Origin of the sequence: Paenibacillus sp. FSL H3-0469 (assembly GCF_038051945.1) — a bacterium.
Classification (GTDB): domain Bacteria; phylum Bacillota; class Bacilli; order Paenibacillales; family Paenibacillaceae; genus Paenibacillus_AQ.
Genome location: NZ_CP150302.1, coordinates 488,136 through 506,171, shown reverse-complemented (window position 1 = coordinate 506,171; position 18,036 = coordinate 488,136). Strand labels below are relative to the sequence as shown.

Annotated in this window: 16 protein-coding genes; 1 reads left to right on the top strand and 15 read right to left on the bottom strand. The window is 53.9% G+C overall.

Features of this window, described 5'->3' with window-relative positions; translation table 11 throughout:
- Nucleotides 1-40 precede the first annotated feature (40 nt).
- The 5 genes from NSS83_RS02305 to NSS83_RS02285 all read right to left on the bottom strand — a co-directional run bounded on the left by NSS83_RS02305 (nt 41) and on the right by NSS83_RS02285 (nt 5,766).
- The gene (locus NSS83_RS02305) at nt 41-937 is read right to left on the bottom strand and encodes a carbohydrate ABC transporter permease (RefSeq protein ID WP_341185943.1); all 897 of its coding nucleotides are present in this window, start codon (nt 935-937) and stop codon (nt 41-43) included.
- Between the two features lie 6 nt (nt 938-943).
- The gene (locus tag NSS83_RS02300; protein ID WP_341185944.1) at nt 944-1,837 is read right to left on the bottom strand and encodes an ABC transporter permease subunit; all 894 of its coding nucleotides are present in this window, start codon (nt 1,835-1,837) and stop codon (nt 944-946) included.
- A gap of 237 nt (nt 1,838-2,074) precedes the next feature.
- Nucleotides 2,075-3,055, bottom strand: a complete 981-nt coding sequence (locus tag NSS83_RS02295; protein ID WP_341185945.1) for an aldo/keto reductase — start codon at nt 3,053-3,055, stop codon at nt 2,075-2,077.
- Between the two features lie 77 nt (nt 3,056-3,132).
- Nucleotides 3,133-4,614: an Lsa family ABC-F type ribosomal protection protein gene (locus NSS83_RS02290; RefSeq protein WP_341347590.1), complete on the bottom strand. Its 1,482-nt coding sequence runs from the start codon at nt 4,612-4,614 to the stop codon at nt 3,133-3,135.
- Nucleotides 4,615-4,914: 300 nt separating this feature from the next.
- Nucleotides 4,915-5,766, bottom strand: coding sequence for an HAD family hydrolase (locus NSS83_RS02285; protein WP_341347589.1), 852 nt, complete (start codon nt 5,764-5,766; stop codon nt 4,915-4,917).
- A 167-nt stretch (nt 5,767-5,933) separates the two neighbouring features.
- On the opposite strand from NSS83_RS02285, the gene NSS83_RS02280 reads away from it, so the two are divergent.
- Nucleotides 5,934-6,866: a hypothetical protein gene (locus tag NSS83_RS02280; RefSeq protein WP_341347588.1), complete on the top strand. Its 933-nt coding sequence runs from the start codon at nt 5,934-5,936 to the stop codon at nt 6,864-6,866.
- A gap of 327 nt (nt 6,867-7,193) precedes the next feature.
- Here the strand turns inward: NSS83_RS02280 and NSS83_RS02275 are convergent, their stop codons facing one another.
- The 10 genes from NSS83_RS02275 to NSS83_RS02230 all read right to left on the bottom strand — a co-directional run bounded on the left by NSS83_RS02275 (nt 7,194) and on the right by NSS83_RS02230 (nt 18,027).
- Nucleotides 7,194-8,348: an amidohydrolase family protein gene (locus NSS83_RS02275; RefSeq protein ID WP_341347587.1), complete on the bottom strand. Its 1,155-nt coding sequence runs from the start codon at nt 8,346-8,348 to the stop codon at nt 7,194-7,196.
- The gene (locus NSS83_RS02270; RefSeq protein ID WP_341185950.1) at nt 8,345-9,409 is read right to left on the bottom strand and encodes an aminotransferase class V-fold PLP-dependent enzyme; all 1,065 of its coding nucleotides are present in this window, start codon (nt 9,407-9,409) and stop codon (nt 8,345-8,347) included. Before NSS83_RS02270 ends, NSS83_RS02275 begins: the two co-directional genes overlap by 4 nt.
- 25 nt (nt 9,410-9,434) lie before the next feature.
- Entirely contained in the window at nt 9,435-10,187 is a 753-nt protein-coding gene (locus NSS83_RS02265) for an ATP-binding cassette domain-containing protein (protein WP_341347586.1), read from the bottom strand.
- Nucleotides 10,178-10,942, bottom strand: coding sequence for an ABC transporter ATP-binding protein (locus tag NSS83_RS02260; RefSeq protein ID WP_341185952.1), 765 nt, complete (start codon nt 10,940-10,942; stop codon nt 10,178-10,180). The genes NSS83_RS02265 and NSS83_RS02260 overlap by 10 nt, the downstream gene beginning before the upstream one ends.
- Entirely contained in the window at nt 10,939-11,808 is an 870-nt protein-coding gene (locus tag NSS83_RS02255; RefSeq protein ID WP_341185953.1) for an ABC transporter permease, read from the bottom strand. The genes NSS83_RS02260 and NSS83_RS02255 overlap by 4 nt, the downstream gene beginning before the upstream one ends.
- Entirely contained in the window at nt 11,805-12,794 is a 990-nt protein-coding gene (locus NSS83_RS02250; protein WP_341185954.1) for an ABC transporter permease, read from the bottom strand. The genes NSS83_RS02255 and NSS83_RS02250 overlap by 4 nt, the downstream gene beginning before the upstream one ends.
- Entirely contained in the window at nt 12,791-14,410 is a 1,620-nt protein-coding gene (locus NSS83_RS02245) for an ABC transporter substrate-binding protein (protein WP_341347585.1), read from the bottom strand. The genes NSS83_RS02250 and NSS83_RS02245 overlap by 4 nt, the downstream gene beginning before the upstream one ends.
- A gap of 140 nt (nt 14,411-14,550) precedes the next feature.
- A complete protein-coding gene (locus NSS83_RS02240; protein WP_341185956.1) occupies nt 14,551-15,678 on the bottom strand; it encodes an FAD-dependent oxidoreductase in 1,128 nt (375 codons plus the stop codon).
- A gap of 36 nt (nt 15,679-15,714) precedes the next feature.
- On the bottom strand, nt 15,715-16,470 hold the full coding sequence (locus tag NSS83_RS02235; protein WP_341347584.1) for an alpha/beta hydrolase: 756 nt from the start codon (nt 16,468-16,470) through the stop codon (nt 15,715-15,717).
- Nucleotides 16,471-17,154: 684 nt separating this feature from the next.
- Nucleotides 17,155-18,027, bottom strand: coding sequence for a TatD family hydrolase (locus tag NSS83_RS02230; protein ID WP_340992858.1), 873 nt, complete (start codon nt 18,025-18,027; stop codon nt 17,155-17,157).
- Between the last annotated feature and the right edge of the window lie 9 nt (nt 18,028-18,036).

The following is an 18,036-nucleotide window of genomic DNA, read 5'->3' as shown; positions in this document are numbered from 1 at the left end:
CATAATGCTTCTGCGGCCATTAGGCCATTAAACTTAGAGCTCAGCCCTTCACTGACCCCAGCAGAACGCCTTTGACGAAATATTTCTGCAGGAACGGATACACACAGAGAATCGGAAGTGCGCTGACCATCACGACAGACATTTTGATCGACATCAGCGTAATATTCTGTAGCTGCGAGCTGCGGGCCAGCGCCTCCTGATTGTTGTTGGAGCCCAGCACGGCCGACAGATCCTGTGCCGACAGCAGCTGCTGCAGGAAGGTCTGCACAGGAATCAAATTCTGCTTCGTGACGAAGAAGGCTCCGGCGAACCAGTCATTCCAGTGGCCCACTGCGGTGAACAGGCCCAGCGCAGCGAGCATAGGTTTCGATAACGGGACGATAATTTGCCATAGAATACGGACCGGTCCTGCCCCATCCAGCTCCGCAGACTCGACGAGCGCTTCCGGGATGCCCTGAATGAACTTCAGCATGACGAACATGTTCCAGACGGAGAACAGTCCCGGCAGAATATACACCCAGAACGTATTAATCAGGCCAAGATTATTCAGCTGGATGTAAAAGGGGACGAGTCCGCCGCTGAACAGCATAGTCAGCAGGATGTAGCTGAGAATCGTGCTGCGCAGCGGCAATCCCCGGTAGGAGAGGCCGAAGGCCACCAGCAGGGTGACCAGCAGCCCGCCAATAGTGCCAATTACCGTTCTGCCCACTGTAATGAGATAGGAATGCCTGATGGTCTCGTTGCCGAGCACAATCTCGTAATTAATCAGTGTGAAGCTGCGCGGCCAGAGATAGACCCCGCCTTTGGCCGCATCCGCACCGTCATTCAGCGAAATTGCCAGCATGTAGAGGAACGGATACAGCACCGATACGCATAACAGGGATAGCAGTACAATAATGATGTATTCTGCTATTTTTTCACCTCGGCTTGCTTTCATGTGCCTTCACCACAGTCCTTCCCCGTTTAGTTTTCTGGACAGCTGATTGGTTGAGACGACCAGGACCAGGCTGATGAACGAAGACAATAATCCTACTGCCGTCGCCATCCCGAAGTAGCCCTGCTGCAAGCCGTTGCGGAGAATATAAGTATCCAGCACATCGGCAACGCTATGATTGGCAGAGTTCATGAGCGGATAAATCTGATCCATTCCGACTGTAATTAAGCTTGGAATACTGAGAATCAGCACAATGGAGATAGTCGGCATGATTCCGGGAAGGGTGATATGGCGGATCTGTGCCAGCTTGCCTGCACCTTCCACCTTCGCCGATTCATACAGCTGGGGATCAATGGTTGTAATGGCGGCCAGATAGAGAATGGTGTTCCAGCCGGTTTCTTTCCATAAGCCGCTGAAGACAACCATTGGACGGAACCACTCCGTCGAACCCAGGAAGAACACCGGCTCCCCTCCCGCCTGCCCGATGAACTGATTGACCAGCCCCCCGTCCAGCGTGAGGAAAGATTGCAGAATATAAGCAACAACGATCCAGGAGAAAAAATGCGGCAGATAGCTGACCGATTGGACGAAACGCTTGAACGCCGGCCGGGTAACTTCATTGATCAGGAGCGCCAGCAGAATCGGGGCCGGGAAGCCGCAGATGAACTTCAGCACCGAAATGTACAGCGTATTCTGGACCACGGTCAGGAACTGCGGGTCTTCCAGGAATGTGAAGTTATCCAAGCCTGCCCATGTGCTGTCCCAGATCGAGGTGCCAATCTGAAAATCCTTGAAGGCCACTTGAATGCCGGCCATGGGGATATAGCTGAACAGAAACAGCAAGACTACCCCGGGCAAGATCATCAGATATTGCCACCGGTATTTGTAGAATTTGTTGTACAATCGTCTCCCCCCTTGATACTTCTATCATAAAAGGAACTGCCCGCCCCGCCTATATAACAGCGGTTGGATATCTATCGTTCTGATTTGATCTTGTGAAGCGCTTACCAGCAGAGGCGCACTTGAGAGGGGTACGGCGGGTAGGGCAGAAGTGGCAGTGCAGCAAAAAGCGCATACCGGATGATACCGGCATGCGCTTAATGGATGAAGCTGATTCCGTTGTCTGCTGAATAGAAAATTTCAAAGCGCTCCAACAATGGCATGCGGGACGTAATGCTCTTCCAGCCGGACAATCTCTTCAGCTGTCAGCTGAAGGGATAACGCTCCCGCCGCATCGGTAATATGCGACAGCTTCGTCGCCCCGATAATCGGCGCAGTGACCGGCTGTTTCTGCAGCAGCCAGGCTAATGCAACATGGATGCGCGGAACTCCGCGCTCCGCCGCAATGGCAGCCACCTGCTCAACAATTAGGCGGTCTTTATCGGCTGAAGCATCGTATTTGGATCTCTGTACCTGATCCGTTTCCGAGCGGAGCGTAGATTCCGCCCAGTCCCGGGTTAGCCGGCCGGAAGCCAGCGGGCTGTAGGGGATGACCGCGATGCCCTCTTCCTTACAGAGCGGCAGCATCTCACGTTCCTCTTCACGATAGATGAGATTCAGATGATTCTGCATGGAGACGAACCGGGTCCAGCCGTTCATATCAGCCACATGCAGCGCCTTCTGGAACTGCCAGGCATACATGGCAGAAGCGCCAATGTAGCGGGCTTTTCCCGCCTTCACCACATCATGCAGGGCTTCCATCGTTTCTTCTATCGGGGTTGTATAATCCCAGCGGTGAATCTGGTACAGATCAACGTAATCGGTGCCCAGCCGCTTCAGGCTGTGGTCGATCTCGCTCATAATCGCCTTGCGGGACAATCCCCCGCCGTTCGGTCCAGTTCGCATAGGGAAGAATACTTTGGTGGCAACCACCACCTCATCCCTGGTAGTCATGTCCTTCAGAGCCCGTCCGAGCATTTCTTCACTCGTGCCGTCAGAATAGACATTGGCCGTATCGAAGAAATTAATGCCCAAGTCCAGTGCGGTACGGATCATCGTCCGGCTCTGCTCTTCGTCCAGCACCCAAGGGTGCACCCAGCGCTTGGCATCGCCAAAGCTCATACAGCCCAGGCACAGTCTGGAGACCTCAAGGCCGGTATTGCCCATTTTTGTATATTCCATTCGCTTGTTCCCTGCTTTCCTGAGAATAGTGTATATTACAGTCTCATTAACACTCCCGCCGGATTTGCCCTACCTGCTTAGTCAAGCAGAACCTGCTTCGTTGCAATATTCGTACAGAACTCCTGGTCGTGCTCTACAAACAGGATGGTTGGAGCATATTCCAGCAGCAGCTCCTCGATCTGCATCCGCGAGATGACATCGATGAAATTCAGCGGCTCATCCCAGATGTGCAGATGCACCTGCTCGCTGAGGCTGGCGGCGATCAGCACCTTTTTCTTCTGCCCGCCGCTGTACGTGGACATATCCTTCTCGAATTGCAGCCGTGAGAAATCAAGCTTCCGCAGGATGGCCTTGAACAGGCTCTCGTCGATTCCCCGATCTCTGGCATAATCGTTCAGGCTGCCCTGGAGGTGCGAGGTGTCCTGGGACACATAAGAGATCGCCAGCTGGCTGTCTCTTGCGAAGCGGCCGGTATAGCCAATGTCCTGTCCGCAGATTAACTTCAGAATGCTTGATTTGCCTGAGCCGTTGCTGCCGGAGAGGGAGATGCGGTCACCTTGTTCCAGAGTGAAGCTAACACCGGTGCATACTGTTGTATCCCCGTAGCGGATCGACAGATCCTCCAGCTCCACCAATTGCTGCTTATGATAAGGCAGCTGTGCAATCTTCAGGCTCTCCGCGTTCTCCAGATTGCGCAGCAGCTTCGACTTCTCGGCGATGGCGGATTCCTGGCGCTGCTGAATGGACTTGGAGCGCTTCATCATCTTGGCGGCCTTGTGGCCGATATAGCCTTTATCCACTTTTGATCCGGAGTTCAGTGTGCCATTCTTGGTTTTCTCGACTTCATGCGACCAGCCGCTGGTCCGTTTCGCCGAATCGGACAGACGCTTGATGTCCTTCCGCAGCTTCTCATCCTGTGCCAGCTCGAACTGGTCCTGTCTGGACTTGTTCTCCCACCAGCTGCTGAAGTTGCCCTTCTGGATCTCAATATTGGTCTTGTTGATCGACAGAATATGGTCCACGCAGTTATCCAGAAAAGCCCGGTCATGTGACACCAGAATATACCCGCTTTTGGTGCGGAGGTAATCGCTGACTAGCTTGCGGCCCTTCACATCCAGATGGTTCGTCGGCTCATCAATGAGCAGGAACTGGTTCTCGCGCGCAAACAGAGCGGCCAGCAGCACCTTCGTCTGTTCTCCGTTCGACAGCGATTCAAACGGCCGGTACAGCGCATCCTCACTCACCTTCAGCAGAGACAGTTCCCGCATGAACTTCCAGTTCGCAAGCTCCGGGTCAATCTCCTGCATGACGTCCACGGTAAGAGCCGTGGGGTCAGCAACCGCATAAGGGAAATACTCGAAGCCCACCTTAGCGGAGATCGTTCCGCTGTATTCATATTTGCCGAGCAGCAGGTTCAGAAAGGTTGTTTTGCCGCGTCCGTTGCGTCCAGTGAAGCCCAGCCTCCAATCCGTATCCAGCTGAAAGCTCACATTCTCAAAAATATTATCGTAAGTGCCCTGATAGGCAAAGGTTAAATTGCTCACATTAATTAAAGACATACACATATCCTCCTGTATTCACAAAAATAAAAGCTGCAAGAAGGTTCTCCTCCCGCAGCTCAAATAAACACAGCAAATCTGTTTCCCGGGTACTTACCTCCAGGCAGACTTGAACAAGGATATTTGGACCAGAGTGAAAAGAGGCAGACCCTTCCTGCATATCAACCATAAATTGCGCGCCACAAATAACGCTTGTTTATTGGTTACATTACGCAAGAAATGTCCGCACGATACTCTTCAACTCCCGTCGCTTAATTAAGTGCATTTTAACACAGCTCTTCCTGGAGATCAACCCGTTAGTCAGATCAGTCCGTGCTTCAGGAAGGCGTTATACAGGCCATCATCTTCGATCGAGTCGGTGATATCATCAGCAATGGCTTTGAGCGGCTCGCGGGCATTGCCCATGGCAATTCCCACCTGGACATATTCCAGCATCTCCAGATCGTTAAGCCCGTCACCAATCGCCATACTGTTCTCAAGCGGGATACTCAAATGCTGCAGGACATCGGCAATAGCCGCAGCTTTATGAACACCTGGCATCATCAGCTCCCCGCTGTTCTCGCCAAAGATCGGGATGGAGCACTGAATCGCCGTGAACCGGTCCTGTAACTCCTCCTGAATCTGATTAAAGGGCAGGCTGCTCTCCAAGAAGCATACCTTGTTGACATCATCCAGATATAACTCCTCGTCCCCGTAAGTGAGTGTTGCGATATAAGGATGGGGCGATTGCCGTCTTCTCTCCTGGGCTTCGGGATCATTCAGCAAGTCGCCATAGATTCTGCGTTCCAGGTGGGGCTGTAAATGGCGGCTGCCGTGAAGCGCCGTATTGGATTCCAGAATGAAATCGACCCCGTTCGCGTTAAAATAATCGATCAAATGTTTCGCATCCTCCGGGGTCACTTTTTTATGATAAAGCATTTCGCCACGGCTCTCCACATATCCGCCGGCCGCTCCAATCAACCCGTCGAACCCGATCTCCCAGATATAATCATAGATTTCCGCCTTAGAGCGTCCGGTGCACAGGTACAGCAAATGCCCATTCTTCCGAGCCTGCTGGCATGCCTGCACTGCCGATTCCGGGACCATTCCATTCTCCATGAGAAGCGTTCCGTCAATATCGATGAAAATAATCTTTCTGCTGCTCTGATTCATGTCCTCTTCTCCCCTTTGTATAGTCTTCCACTGAACTATAGGTTATGAAATGCGTTCCAAGTCAAGCGTTATTTCAGAAGGGGCCGTGCGATTCACTTACCCTAAATTTGTACAAATAAATAGGATAGCGCATCTTAGCACGCATCTTATCCCGTGGGAGGTACATAATGAGAACATTACCAGAATCCTTAACAAAAACAGCAAGAGCGGTGCTGCTCGGTACAGCTCTGACTCTGGCAGGCGGCACAGTATTTACAGGTGCACAGCCGGCAGCAGCTGCATCCGCATCGGATACCCAGGCGGTCTACAACCAGTTCCGTAAATACGTCAGCAATCCCGAAAGCCTGGCGCAGGCACGCAAATATCTGATGAACCATATCTCCAAAGTTGGCTCGTGGTACGGCACGGTAATGACCCTTCAATTGGAGAATGCCCAGAAGACGGGCCTTGAGCGGTTCTCTGAGAAGCTATACACAGATTCTGTGCAAAAGGCGCTAATGGATGCCGAAATTAACAACGACATGACCTATACGGAGATCCTGAAGCGGGTAAAAGCACCTGCGGTCCGCAAGCTGATGGAAGAAATCTGGGATAAAGGCTACAAGCTGGAGAGCAGCGAAGGCATGTATTATCCGGTCATGCATTATGAAGGCTTCAAGGTATTCAAGCCCTATATCAGCAAGGATATTGCCGCGTATATTGATATCATGGCCACTGAGAGCAACAAGCCGTCCACCTTTGATGCCGCTGTTGTGATCACTTGGGATGAGCTGATCGGCAGAGCGGCCATCATGAGTGATTACGTTCAGGATTACCCGAAGTCGAACAGGACGGCGGCGATCCGCAATGAAATGTCCTATACGGTTCCCCTAGTGCTGCTCGGCTCGGACAATACACCTGCTTACGATTACGATACTAATGAAATCGACCCTGAGCTGCGCCGGGCCTACGACCACGCCTTGATGGAGGGTACAGGAGATAACAAAGTGCTGAACATTCTGGTCAAGCTGGTAACGCTTCTGAATACTTTTGGTAATCAAAAGACGCCTGCGCTTGAATCCTACCTGGATCAAGTGGTTAAGCAATATACGGAGCTTTGATTAGAGCGATTGGAACAATATCGACCCTAATGGGGGAATGAAGTTAGTTTCGAGGTGCATGCCTAGATGCTGCACAATGTGATTGGTTTTTCGACTATATTGGCTCACCACGGCGTGTACGTTACGAATGTGATCGGTTTTTCGCTTACATTGGGCCACTACGGCGTGTCCGTTCCGATTGTGATCGGTTTTTCGCTTACATTCGCTCACATACCAGCGTAGCGCCTTAATGTAATCGGTTTTTCGATTACATCGCGCATGCCAGCGGGCCATCAGACCGCAAAAAGGCTGTCCTTCATCAGAAGGAACAGCCTTTTGACGTATCTGTTACAGCAAATCCTCTTCCTGCGCGCCGGTAATGACCGTAACAATACTTGTGCGCAGTTGATCCGCATTCTTGGCCTGATAGGGATCGGCGGCGTAGATGACCGCATCGGCAATATAGCCTTCCGCAATCCGGCCCAGCTCATGGCCGCTTCCGAGAATACCAGCCGCGTCTTCTGTAGCCGACCGCCACACTTCTGCACGGCTCAGGCCATAGTCCAGCAGGGTGTCGAATTCCTGCAGGTTGTAGCCATGCAGCGCAGGGGTGGCGTAATCGGTGCCGAAGCCCAGCCGCACCCCTGCATCTCTGGCATATCCGAGCGCGATGGCGTGCGCATCGGCCGCCCGGGCTGCGCGATCACAGATGACTGGCGGCAGCGCCAGCACTCCCTTCGGATCGGCCGCGATCCGGTAAATGGAAGTGGTCGGCACGTAAGCCACGCCGGATTCGGCCAGTCTCCCGGCCTGATCCCAGGTCATGAACATCCCGTGTTCAATGGATTCCACACCTGCCTCAATCGACCAGTCAATCGTCACCCCGCCCCAGGTATGCACCAATACCTTCTTGCCGTTCGCATGGGCATGACGGACGATGAAGGCGAATTCCTCACCGGAGAAGTTCGGCTCCGTAACCTTCTCAGTCGGTGCGCCGAGACCGCCGGTTGCCATGATTTTGACCCAGCCTGCCCCGGTTGCGTAGATCTCCGTCAGGCGGTTCTCCAAATGCTTGATCCCCTTGGCATCGGCAACTCCCAGCATTTCACTGCTGGTCTCAACCCGCAGCGGCTGCTGGTAATACTTCACGAGATGCCGGATTGTGGCCGGCAGAATACCGCCAGCGTCGCGGGCTGTAGTTACCCCCGTCCGCAAGGTAGCAGCGAAGGCCTCCGCCTGCATCACCTCAATCTCGCGGGGGTCCCGGCGGAGCTGATCCTCATGGTCGAAGTCAGTCCAGGCCAGATGGGTGTGCAAATCCAGAATGCCCGGACTGATCCATAGCTGCTGCTTCCGGGAGCCTTCCGCCTGTTCAGGCTGCGAACCCGCTTCAGCCACTACGGTGAACCGTCCGTTCGTAATCTCGATGTCGAAGCGTTTCCCCTCGATACCTGCAATATGGATTCCCGTGTATGCCTGAAATTGCGGCTGCTTAAGGATCATTCGGCTTCCTCCCAGACCTGGCGGACGGCCTGCAAGGCCGGTTCAGCCTCCCGCTTCAGCAGTCTGGCCAGCGTCTGCACAGCTGCCTCCACACTCTCGCGGCTGGCATTATTTCCGAAATGGTTAATACGCAGCAATTGACCGAATAGCTCCCCGTCTCCGGGAGCTACGATACCGACAGGCTGCTTGATCAGCAGAAGCGGTTGCTCGTTAATTCGAACAGTGGTAGTCAACGTAGAATAATGTCTGCTGTCCTTCTGCCAAGGGATAAGTCCAAGCTCCGCGATCCCGGCGACAGCAGAGGCCGCTGCGCGTTCATGCCGTTGGATCACTTGTGACAGCCCCTCCTCGGCAACAGCCTCCAGGGCTTCAATCAGTGCTCTGGCTTCCAGGACCGGGATGTTCGGCGGGACGCGGAGCGGTGCTGCTCCATCCGGGGACGGCTGCAGATCCAGCAAGGACAGAATTGAATTGCGCGGAGCCTGGTCATTCGACTCCAGGAAGGCCCAGCCGCGGGGAGAAATACTGACCGCGCTGATTCCGTTAGGACCGGCGAGCGCTTTTTGCGCACCCATTACTGCGAAATCCACGGTCCACTCATCCACAGACAGCGCCTCTCCCCCGACAGCCGACACGGAATCCGTTATCGTAATCAGGTCATGACTGCGGGCCAATTCGAAGATCTCCTGCGCAGGGTTCGAGCCGCCTGTAACCACCTCTGCCTGCACCAAAGAAATCGCAACCGGCTGATGCAGCTCAATTGCTGCGGCGACCTCCTCTACTGTAACCACCTGATCGAACGGAACCTTCACTTCCTTAACGGTGGCCCCGCCGCGCGTAAGCCATTCTCCGAACAAGCTTCCGTAAGGTCCGGTTACTACGTTCAGAATCGTACGTCCAGGCGCTGCAATTCCTGCTGCTACCGCCTCAATGCCTAGAATCGCCTCCCCCGGAATGATTACCGGAGGATGCTGTGTCCCCAATAGCCGGGACAACTGCTGTGTTAATGTGTCCAGCTCAGATAACGTCAATGGTACGAATCCTGTAGTTTGGCGGTTCATATAATCCTCCTGATGTGTTGAATGTTCAATATTGCGGCATCTTGGGCACCGCAGACAATAGCTCACGGCTGTATTCATGCTCGGGCCGGACGAAGAACTCATCCTTCGAATTCACCTCGACCAGTTGCCCCTGACGCATGACAGCGACAGTATCACTGACGGCATGAATGACTCCCAGATCATGGGAGATGAACAGCATCGTCAGATTAAGCTCGGCTTGCAGCGTATGGAATAGCTCCAGCACGCTGCGCTGCACCGAGACATCCAGTGCGCTTGTAGGCTCATCGGCGATCAGCAAGCCCGGCTCCACGCTAAGTGCGCGGGCAATGGCAATCCGCTGGCGCTGGCCGCCGGAGAATTCATGCGGATATCTGTCCAGAGATCTGGCATCCAGCTGCACCCGGCTAAGCAGCTCCTTACTTCTGCGCTCGACCTGCGAACGCTCTACAATCCGGTGGAACAGCAAGGCTTCCGCCAGAATCTGCCGGACGGTATGCCGTGGATTCAGCGATGAATCCGGGTTCTGGAAGATCATCTGGATCTGCTTATGCTGCGCCTTGCTCCGCTTCCGGCCTAACGGCTCCGCGCCCAGCAGAAGCTGTCCTGCATCCGGGGTGATCAGTCCGGCGATGACCCGGGCCAGCGTAGACTTCCCCGAGCCGGACTCACCGACAAGCCCCAGCGTGGTATGCCGCTCAAGCTCCAGCCGGATCTGATCCAGAGCTGTGAACCCGCCGTAACGAACGCTTACATCCTGCACCTGTAGTGCTACTTCCATGAGACCCCGCCTCCTTCCAGCTCCGGCAGAGGGAGCACCGAATCCATTAACATCTGTGTATAAGCCTCAGCCGGATGCCGCAGCAGGCTATGCGTCTCGCCTTGCTCAATGATCCGGCCCTGCTTCATTACAACCAGTCTGGAGCAGAGATTGGCGGCAATCGCCAGGTTGTGGGTCACAAAGACCATAGCGAAGCCCAACTCTTGCTGCAAATTCGTAATCGTATCTATAATCTGGCGCTGAACCGTTACATCCAGCGCGGTGGTCGGCTCATCACAGAGCAGAATGCCCGGCTTGCAGGCCAGCGCCAAAGCAATGACGACTCGCTGGCACTGGCCGCCGGAAAGCTGCCCCGGGTAGCGGTCTTTTGTCTTCAGCGAAGCTGGAAGACCCAGCCGCTCAAGGAGTTCCAGGGCAATGCGCCGTGCAGCCTTCAGACTGGTTCTCTGTCTGTAATAGACAACCTCGGTCAGCTGCTTCACTACCGGGCAGAGCGGGTCCAGTGCCCCTCTGGGGTCCTGGAACACCATGGCACTGCTCACCTTACTGCGGACCGTTCCGCCGGTCTGCTCTACACCGCGCGGAAGCAGGCCGAGAATGGCCCGCAGCGTCAACGATTTGCCCGAGCCGGATTCGCCCACTAGTCCGAGGCTTTCGCCGCGCTCAAGGGAGAAGCTAACGCTGTTAACCAGAATTTCTGTGGACGGGGCAGCTAGTGTCAGTTCTTCGAGTTCAAGTACAGGTTGTGTTGTCATCCTTTTCTCCTCCAGACATCAGCCAGTCCGTCTCCCAGAAGAGACAACGCAATTCCCGTATACACGACTGCGAAGCCGGGAACCGCCGACAACCACCAGGCTGTGGTAATGAAGGGCTGTCCGTCAGCGATCATCGTTCCCCAATCCGGCGTAGGCGGGGCAATCCCTATCCCCAGGTAACCCAGCGTAACGATGGCTACCAGGAGTCCGATCATATCTGTCATCAGCACGACAACGGCTTGCGGCAATACATTCGGCAGAAGATGGCGCAGAAGGATTCGGTATCCGGGCAGACCGAGTGTCTGCGCTGAGGCAATCCATTCCTGCTTCCGGAAGGACGCGCTAAGTCCTCTGACCACACGGGCGAATACAATCCAGCCTACGAGAATGAAGGTGATATAGATTCCGCGCTCCCCTGCCCCGCTGGCGAAGGCCACGATAATGACGATCAGATAGAAAGGGAAGGCAATAAAAGTGTCCGTGATCAGCGATATGATTCTATCGGTCCATTTGCCATAGTACCCCGAGATCATACCCAGCATGACGCCCGTGCAGAACGGAATAATCTCAGCCAGCACCATGATCGTCAGATCCGTCCGGGCGGCATAGATCAGTCTGGTGAACAAATCACGGCCAAGCTGGTCGGTACCGAGCCAGTGGGCTGCGGAAGGCGGCTGCAGGAAGGCGCTCAGATTCTGCTCCGTAGGGTTGTACGGACTTAAGTAAGGGATGAATATGGCGAGTAGTATAAGTATAACGAACATAATGATTCCGATCAGCAGTGACGGGGTGTTAAGCACTCTTCGGAGTCCGCTTGCGGGCTTCCCGAGTTCCGGCAGGGCTGTGTCTATCTGTGTAGTATTCATGATTTCCCCTTCGTTCTGGGATCAAGCCACCCGGAGATCATTTCGATCAGCAGACTGATAATCACAACAGCCAGCGCACAATAGAGCGCAATCCCTTGAATCACCGGAAAATCTCTATTCGAGATGGAGGTGAACAGCAGGCTGCCAATGCCCTTGATCCCGAAGACCTGCTCCACAACGAGCGTTCCCCCGATCAGGTAGGACACATTTACTCCAAGCAGCATCAGGGTCGGCAATGCCGAATTGCGCAGCACATGCTTGAACAGGATCACTCTGGACGGGATTCCAGCTGCACGGAGAGTGACAACGAATTCGGATTCCAGCACTTCCAGCATTTGTGCACGCAGCGAGCGGACCAGCGTAGGAATCTGTGAAAAAGCAATCGTGACCGCCGGAAGCACCAGACTATGGAGCGTACCCGACCAGCCCTCGCCGATTCCACCTACCGGGAACCAGCCAAGCCGAACGCTGAAGAACAGAATGAACAGAATCCCAACCCAGAAGACCGGCATCCCGAGGGTGACCGCTGGAATAATGCGGATCAGATGGTCTAGCAGCTTGTCCTTGTGGGTGGCAGCAACCGTTGCCAGCAGTAGTGCTGTAATTATCGCAAGACCCGAGGCGATTACAATCAGCAGTAGTGTGACCGGCGCACGCTCTGCAATCAGCTCTCTGGTCGAGGTGCCGGCAACAATGGAGTTTCCGGTATCTCCCTGAGTGAACAGCAGCTTCACGAACCGGGTGAACTGATCCCACAGGGAGAGATCCAGTCCCAGTGTGTGGTGCATACTCTTAAGTGCTTCTGGTGTGCTGTATTCACCGAGAATCATTTTGGCGGGGTCGCCGGGTACCATTCGGATCAGGAAAAAGACCGCCGTCATTACGCAGAGGATAACAAGTAAGGCTCTTACAAGGGCTAAGGCCAGCCACTTGTAAGAACCGTTGTTTCCAGCTGCACCGCTCAGGGTCAGCTTGGATTTCATCATTTAGTTAGCCGGACATCTTCCAGACGGATGCTGCCGTTAGGCAGAACCACAAGTCCGTCAACAGAAGAACGGGCGCCGATCAGGATATCCGGATAGTACAGCGGAATGTAAGGAACTTCATCGGCAAGCGTCTGTAAAAGCTCGGTGTAGATGGCAGCCCGTCCTTCACCGTCAGCTGTCTTCTGGCCTTCATATAGCAGCTTGGTTACCTTCTCATTCGTGTAATGCGTCCAGTACGATTTGCTGAAGCCTTCCGGGTCGGTCTGGAACGCCAGAATCGAGTTCGCTTCCGGGGAATCCGCCTGACCGCTGTTCAGCATCGCGGCGAAATCATAAGCGAAGAAGCGTTCGCGGAAGGTAGCCAGCTCGACCGATTCAATCTCAATCTTGATCCCGATCGCCTGGCCGGCGGCCTGGATAATCTGGGCTTCCTGTGCCCGGGTACTGTTGCCGGAAGCCACCAGCAGCTTGGTGGAGAATCCGTCAGGGAAAGCCGATTTGGCCAGCTCTGCCTTGGCCGCCGCCGGATCGAAAGTGAGCGCCTTGATCTTGTCATTGGCATTGTAAGGAATCGTTGCCGGCAACAGGGAAGTCGCCGTCTGCGCATAGCCGAAGGTCAGGGCCTTGGTCAGCCCGTCACGGTCAAGCGCCAGTGCCAGTGCCCGGCGGACATGCACATCGGAGAAGTGCTTATCCAGTGTGTTGAAGAAGAGCTGTTCTGTCACCCAACTGCCGTTCGTTACCACTGTAGTGTCTGAACCGTCCTTGATCTCACCCGCATTCTGCAGCGACAGGGCTTCAACTGCATTCACCGCTCCGGCTTTAAGCTGGTTGATGGCCTGGCTGTCGTCCTGGATCAGCTTATAGACAAGCTTGTCGATATAAGGCTGGCCTTCCTTCCAGTAGTTGGTATTCTTAGTGAAGGTCACATCCCCTGCAGGGTCCCATGTCTCGATTACGAATGGACCGGTGCCTACCGGCTTCTTGAAGAACTCCTCTTCGGTCACACCGCCGAAGTCCTTCGGAATGATGCCGTTCGAGAAGTTCGACAGCTCCGAGATGAACGGGGTGTAGGGTTCTTTTAGCGTGATTACGAGCGTCTTCTCATCCTGTGCCTTCACCGTATCCACCTTGGCCGAAATCGCCAGCGGACCGCCAACCTTTAGATGCCGCTCCAGAGAGAATACCGCATCTGCGGCTGTTACCGGCGTACCATTCGAGAACTTTAAGCCGTCACGCAGGACGAAGGTGTATGTTAAGCCATCTTCGCTGATCGTATGCGACTGTGCCAACTGATCCGTAATTTCACCCTTGCTGTCAAAAGCAACCAGCGACTCAAACACTTTATCAATCGCAAATGCGTTATTCGATGTAATCTGGTTATGTAGATCAAATGACGTTACGGAAGCCGGGCGGCCATACACGAAGGTGCCTCCAGTTGCAGGCTCTGCGTTGCTTGCACTTTCCGTTGCCGCTGGAGCCGTACTGGCCTTAGCCCCATTATTGGAATCCGCAGGATCGGCAGACCCGGAGCAGCCGGCAAGCAGCGATACGAATAGTACCGCGAGTGTACCTAGCCCTGCTGTTTTTCTCATAGAAGCTTTTAAATTTATCACGTGTGATCCACCCTTCCTATAAATCATATACGTTTAGTATGGATTGTATTATGGATCAGACCTTCACTTCTGTCAAACAAAAATTCATCCGCTCAGCCGAATTGAATCATAATGTTCCAATGAAGGAAATGTATTCGTAATCATCCGCCGGTTATGGCTCTATGAAGGCTATACTCGTCCAGTTCCAGATCAGGCTCTCTCCCAAGTGCCAGCTTCGCCAGCTGATAACCGATATACGGCCCCATGGTAAGTCCTGAAGCTCCCAGACCATTGGCCGCAAGGATTCCGCTCCACCCGGGAACAGTCCCAATGACCGGCAAAAATCCCGGAGTGAACGGACGGAAGCCGACCCTCACTTCACTATAGGTACCATCCGCCAGTCCAGGCGCAACTTCCAGCCCCTTAGTCAGAATCTCCTGCATCCCGCTGGCGGTCACTCTGGTATTATATCCTTCTACGTCATTCTCATGAGTAGCTCCGATAACAATCTGCTGCCGGGCAAAAGCAAGCAGATATTGATCGCTTGGCGGGATCACTACCGGCCAAACTTCCGTATCTTGTTGGTCAGATACCTGCAAATGCATAATCTGCCCCTTCTGGTAGCTCACCTTGAAGTCAATGCCCAGCGGCCGGAGCAAGGGGTTCGCCCATGCGCCTGCACAGATAATCACTTCATCCGCCGGATAAAAGTGTCCCCCTGCGTTGACTCCAGTGACCCGGTTCGGTTCAAAGGCGAGCGCAGCATCGCCGCTAACCATGACCGCACCCTGCTGCTGCGCTGAATGAAGCAGAGCGTTCCGCAAAGCGCGGCCATCCACCCTTGCAGCACCGCTGATATGAACCGAGGCGTATCCTTCCGCCAGCAGCGGGAACCGATCACGGGTCTCCTGTGCGCTAAGCCGCGTGATGACTCCGATCTCCGGGGCATCTGCCAGCCGCATCCGTGCCCGCTCTTCTATTTTGTCGAGCTTACTCTCATCCGTATGTATACTAAGCGCTCCAACCCTGGCATAACCGGTATGCGCTTCGCCACCTTCCATAAGCTGACTAATCAACTCGGGATAGAACCGTGCCCCCGCCTTCGCCAGCCTGTACCAGGCCTGATTGCGCCGCTGCGACAGCCAGGGACAGATAATCCCTGCCGCTGCATCCGTAGCTTGTCCAGGGTCTTGACGGTCTATAATCAGCACCTCTGCCCCCATCACTGCCAGCTGATAGGCTGCCGAGGCCCCGAGAATCCCTGCTCCGATCACAATGACTTTCTTCATCTGTACGTCCTTTCTGGATGTGTATATCTCCTTGTGTTAGTGGATAGGGTTCTGTGCAAGGAATTCAAGAATGGTATTGTTCACCAGGATAGGCTGTTCTCGCAGCATATGCGGGCGGTGACCTGCTCCCTGAACGATCAGCATCCTTGCACCCGTAACGAGGGAAGCTAGCTTCGCAGTTCTATCCTTTCCCGCGAACGGATCATGCTCCCCTGAAATTAGCAGTGCCGGGCAAGTTATACTACTTAACTGCTCCTCCGTGAGGTCCGGGTATCTGATCCAGTCTTGCACCGTTTGCCGCAGATAATGTTGCCAATTCCCCTGATGGGCCTCCTGATGCCTCTCGATCATCTGATCAATGAAGGCTTGCTGCTGATTCGCCAGCAGCTGTTCAGGTTCGTACTCCCCGGCTCCAGCCGGTTCACAGAAGCCGCTGGTTCCAATCGTAGTCAGCGTAGCAATCCGTCCCGGATGATTCACTGCCAGGGATAGCCCTACGCCCGCTCCCATACTATATCCAATAAGATGTGCCCGTTCAATATTCATTCGATCCATGAATCCGGCGACATCTTCAGCTATTCGTGGAGTAGACCAGTCCAGATCCCGGCAGCGGGTCCTGCCATGCCCTCTCAGATCCGGGAAGTAACATCTGTATTGGTTCTGGAAGTCCAGAACCTGGCTGCTGAAGGCCAGCATGCTGCGGGAATAATGACTGTGCAGGAAGATCACCGGTTCTCCGGTACCCATCTGTTCATAGAACATTTCAAGTTCGTTAATCTGTATGTATGGCATAATACTCCTCCCTCAGTAAATGTGAAGAAACCATTACCGGACCTTTACGAGTCAGCTTCTCATTGCACAGTTGTCATTCGGATGCTGTAGGCACTTGAATGATAGTAACTGCATTTTGTACAACAGAATGCTGTAAAAAAGGCTTCGAAATAGCTTCTATTGTATTCAGTGCAATAGAATACTGAAAAAAGGCCATTTTTCACCCAAAACACAACATTCTACTGTATGAAATACAATAGAATCTAATTTTACGGTCAGCTTTGCATTTTCTATTGCAGAAAATACAATCAGCTAGTTGAATTTAAGAGCAGAAGTCGGTAAAGGGTGCAGGATCAGCCCAGGATCAGCCCAGGATCAATCCAGGATCAGCCCAGCATCAATCCAGGATCAGCCCAGTATCAGCCCAGGATCAGCCCAGTATCAATCCAGGATCAGCCCAGCATCAATCCAGGATCAGCCCAGTATCAGCCCAGGATCAGCCCAGTATCAGCCCAGGATCAGCTCGATGTTCGTGCTCAGACTTTAACACCCTAAAGTTCATTCTAACAGTTGTAAAACTGTTGCAGCACTACTCTCAGCTTACCACAGGTCATTCGTCAGAAGTAGTAGCCTGCCCCGCTGCCCCGCGCAACAAACCGAAAACCCCCGGAATACCATTCCGGGGGCATGCATTAAAAACCATCATTACAAATTCAGTTCTCTAATCCGCTCCGCAAGCTTAGGGAACACGCGGAGTGCGTTGTTATAAAAGACATCCTCATGGTAGGCTTCTGGCACCAGGTGCTTCACGAAGGTAATATAAGCGTCCAGCGGGACCAGCGGCCAGTCGGTGCCGAAGACCAGACGGTCGTATTTCTCGGCGAACACCAGCGCCCGGCGGAAATGATCGGTATAGGTCTGCTCGGTCAGCAGCCGGTCCACCTTGGCCTGATCGCCGACAATCCAGCCGGATAAATCTGTATAGAGATTAGGGTTTTTCTCCAGCAGGGCTGCGGTGTCCATGACCCAGGGATCGCCCAGGTGGCAGAGCATGAAGGTAATCTCCCGGTGCTTCAGGAAGGTCTCTTCCATGGACAGCGGATGGGAATACTTCAGCAATCCCTGGTCCGCGTAAGTCAATCCGCCATGAATGACCACCGGGAGGCCGTAAGCGGCAGCCAGCTTGTAGACCGGATCATAAATTTCATCCCCCACATTGAAGTGGTAATACCCGGCATACAGCTTGATGCCAACGACATCCGTCCGCTGCAATGATTGCTCCAGTGCTTCAAGCTGTCCCTCCAGATGAAGGGTGAGCGGGTTAATGCCCACGCAGGTGAACAGATTGTCCGGCAGGGTCTCGCTCAGGTCAAGCAGCATAGGATTGAGGGCAGCGGAATCGGGAAAAGCTCCGGCAACCGTCTCAGTCACTCCCATACCGACTCCGGCAATTACACCGCTGCGGCGGAACTCCTCCAGGAGTCCCTTGCCGGTATAATCGATATGCGCCAAGGTCTGCGCCGTTTCGTGGAAGGCTGCAATATTGGAATAGTGCACATGTGCGTCAATGATTTTCATAGAAGCTTC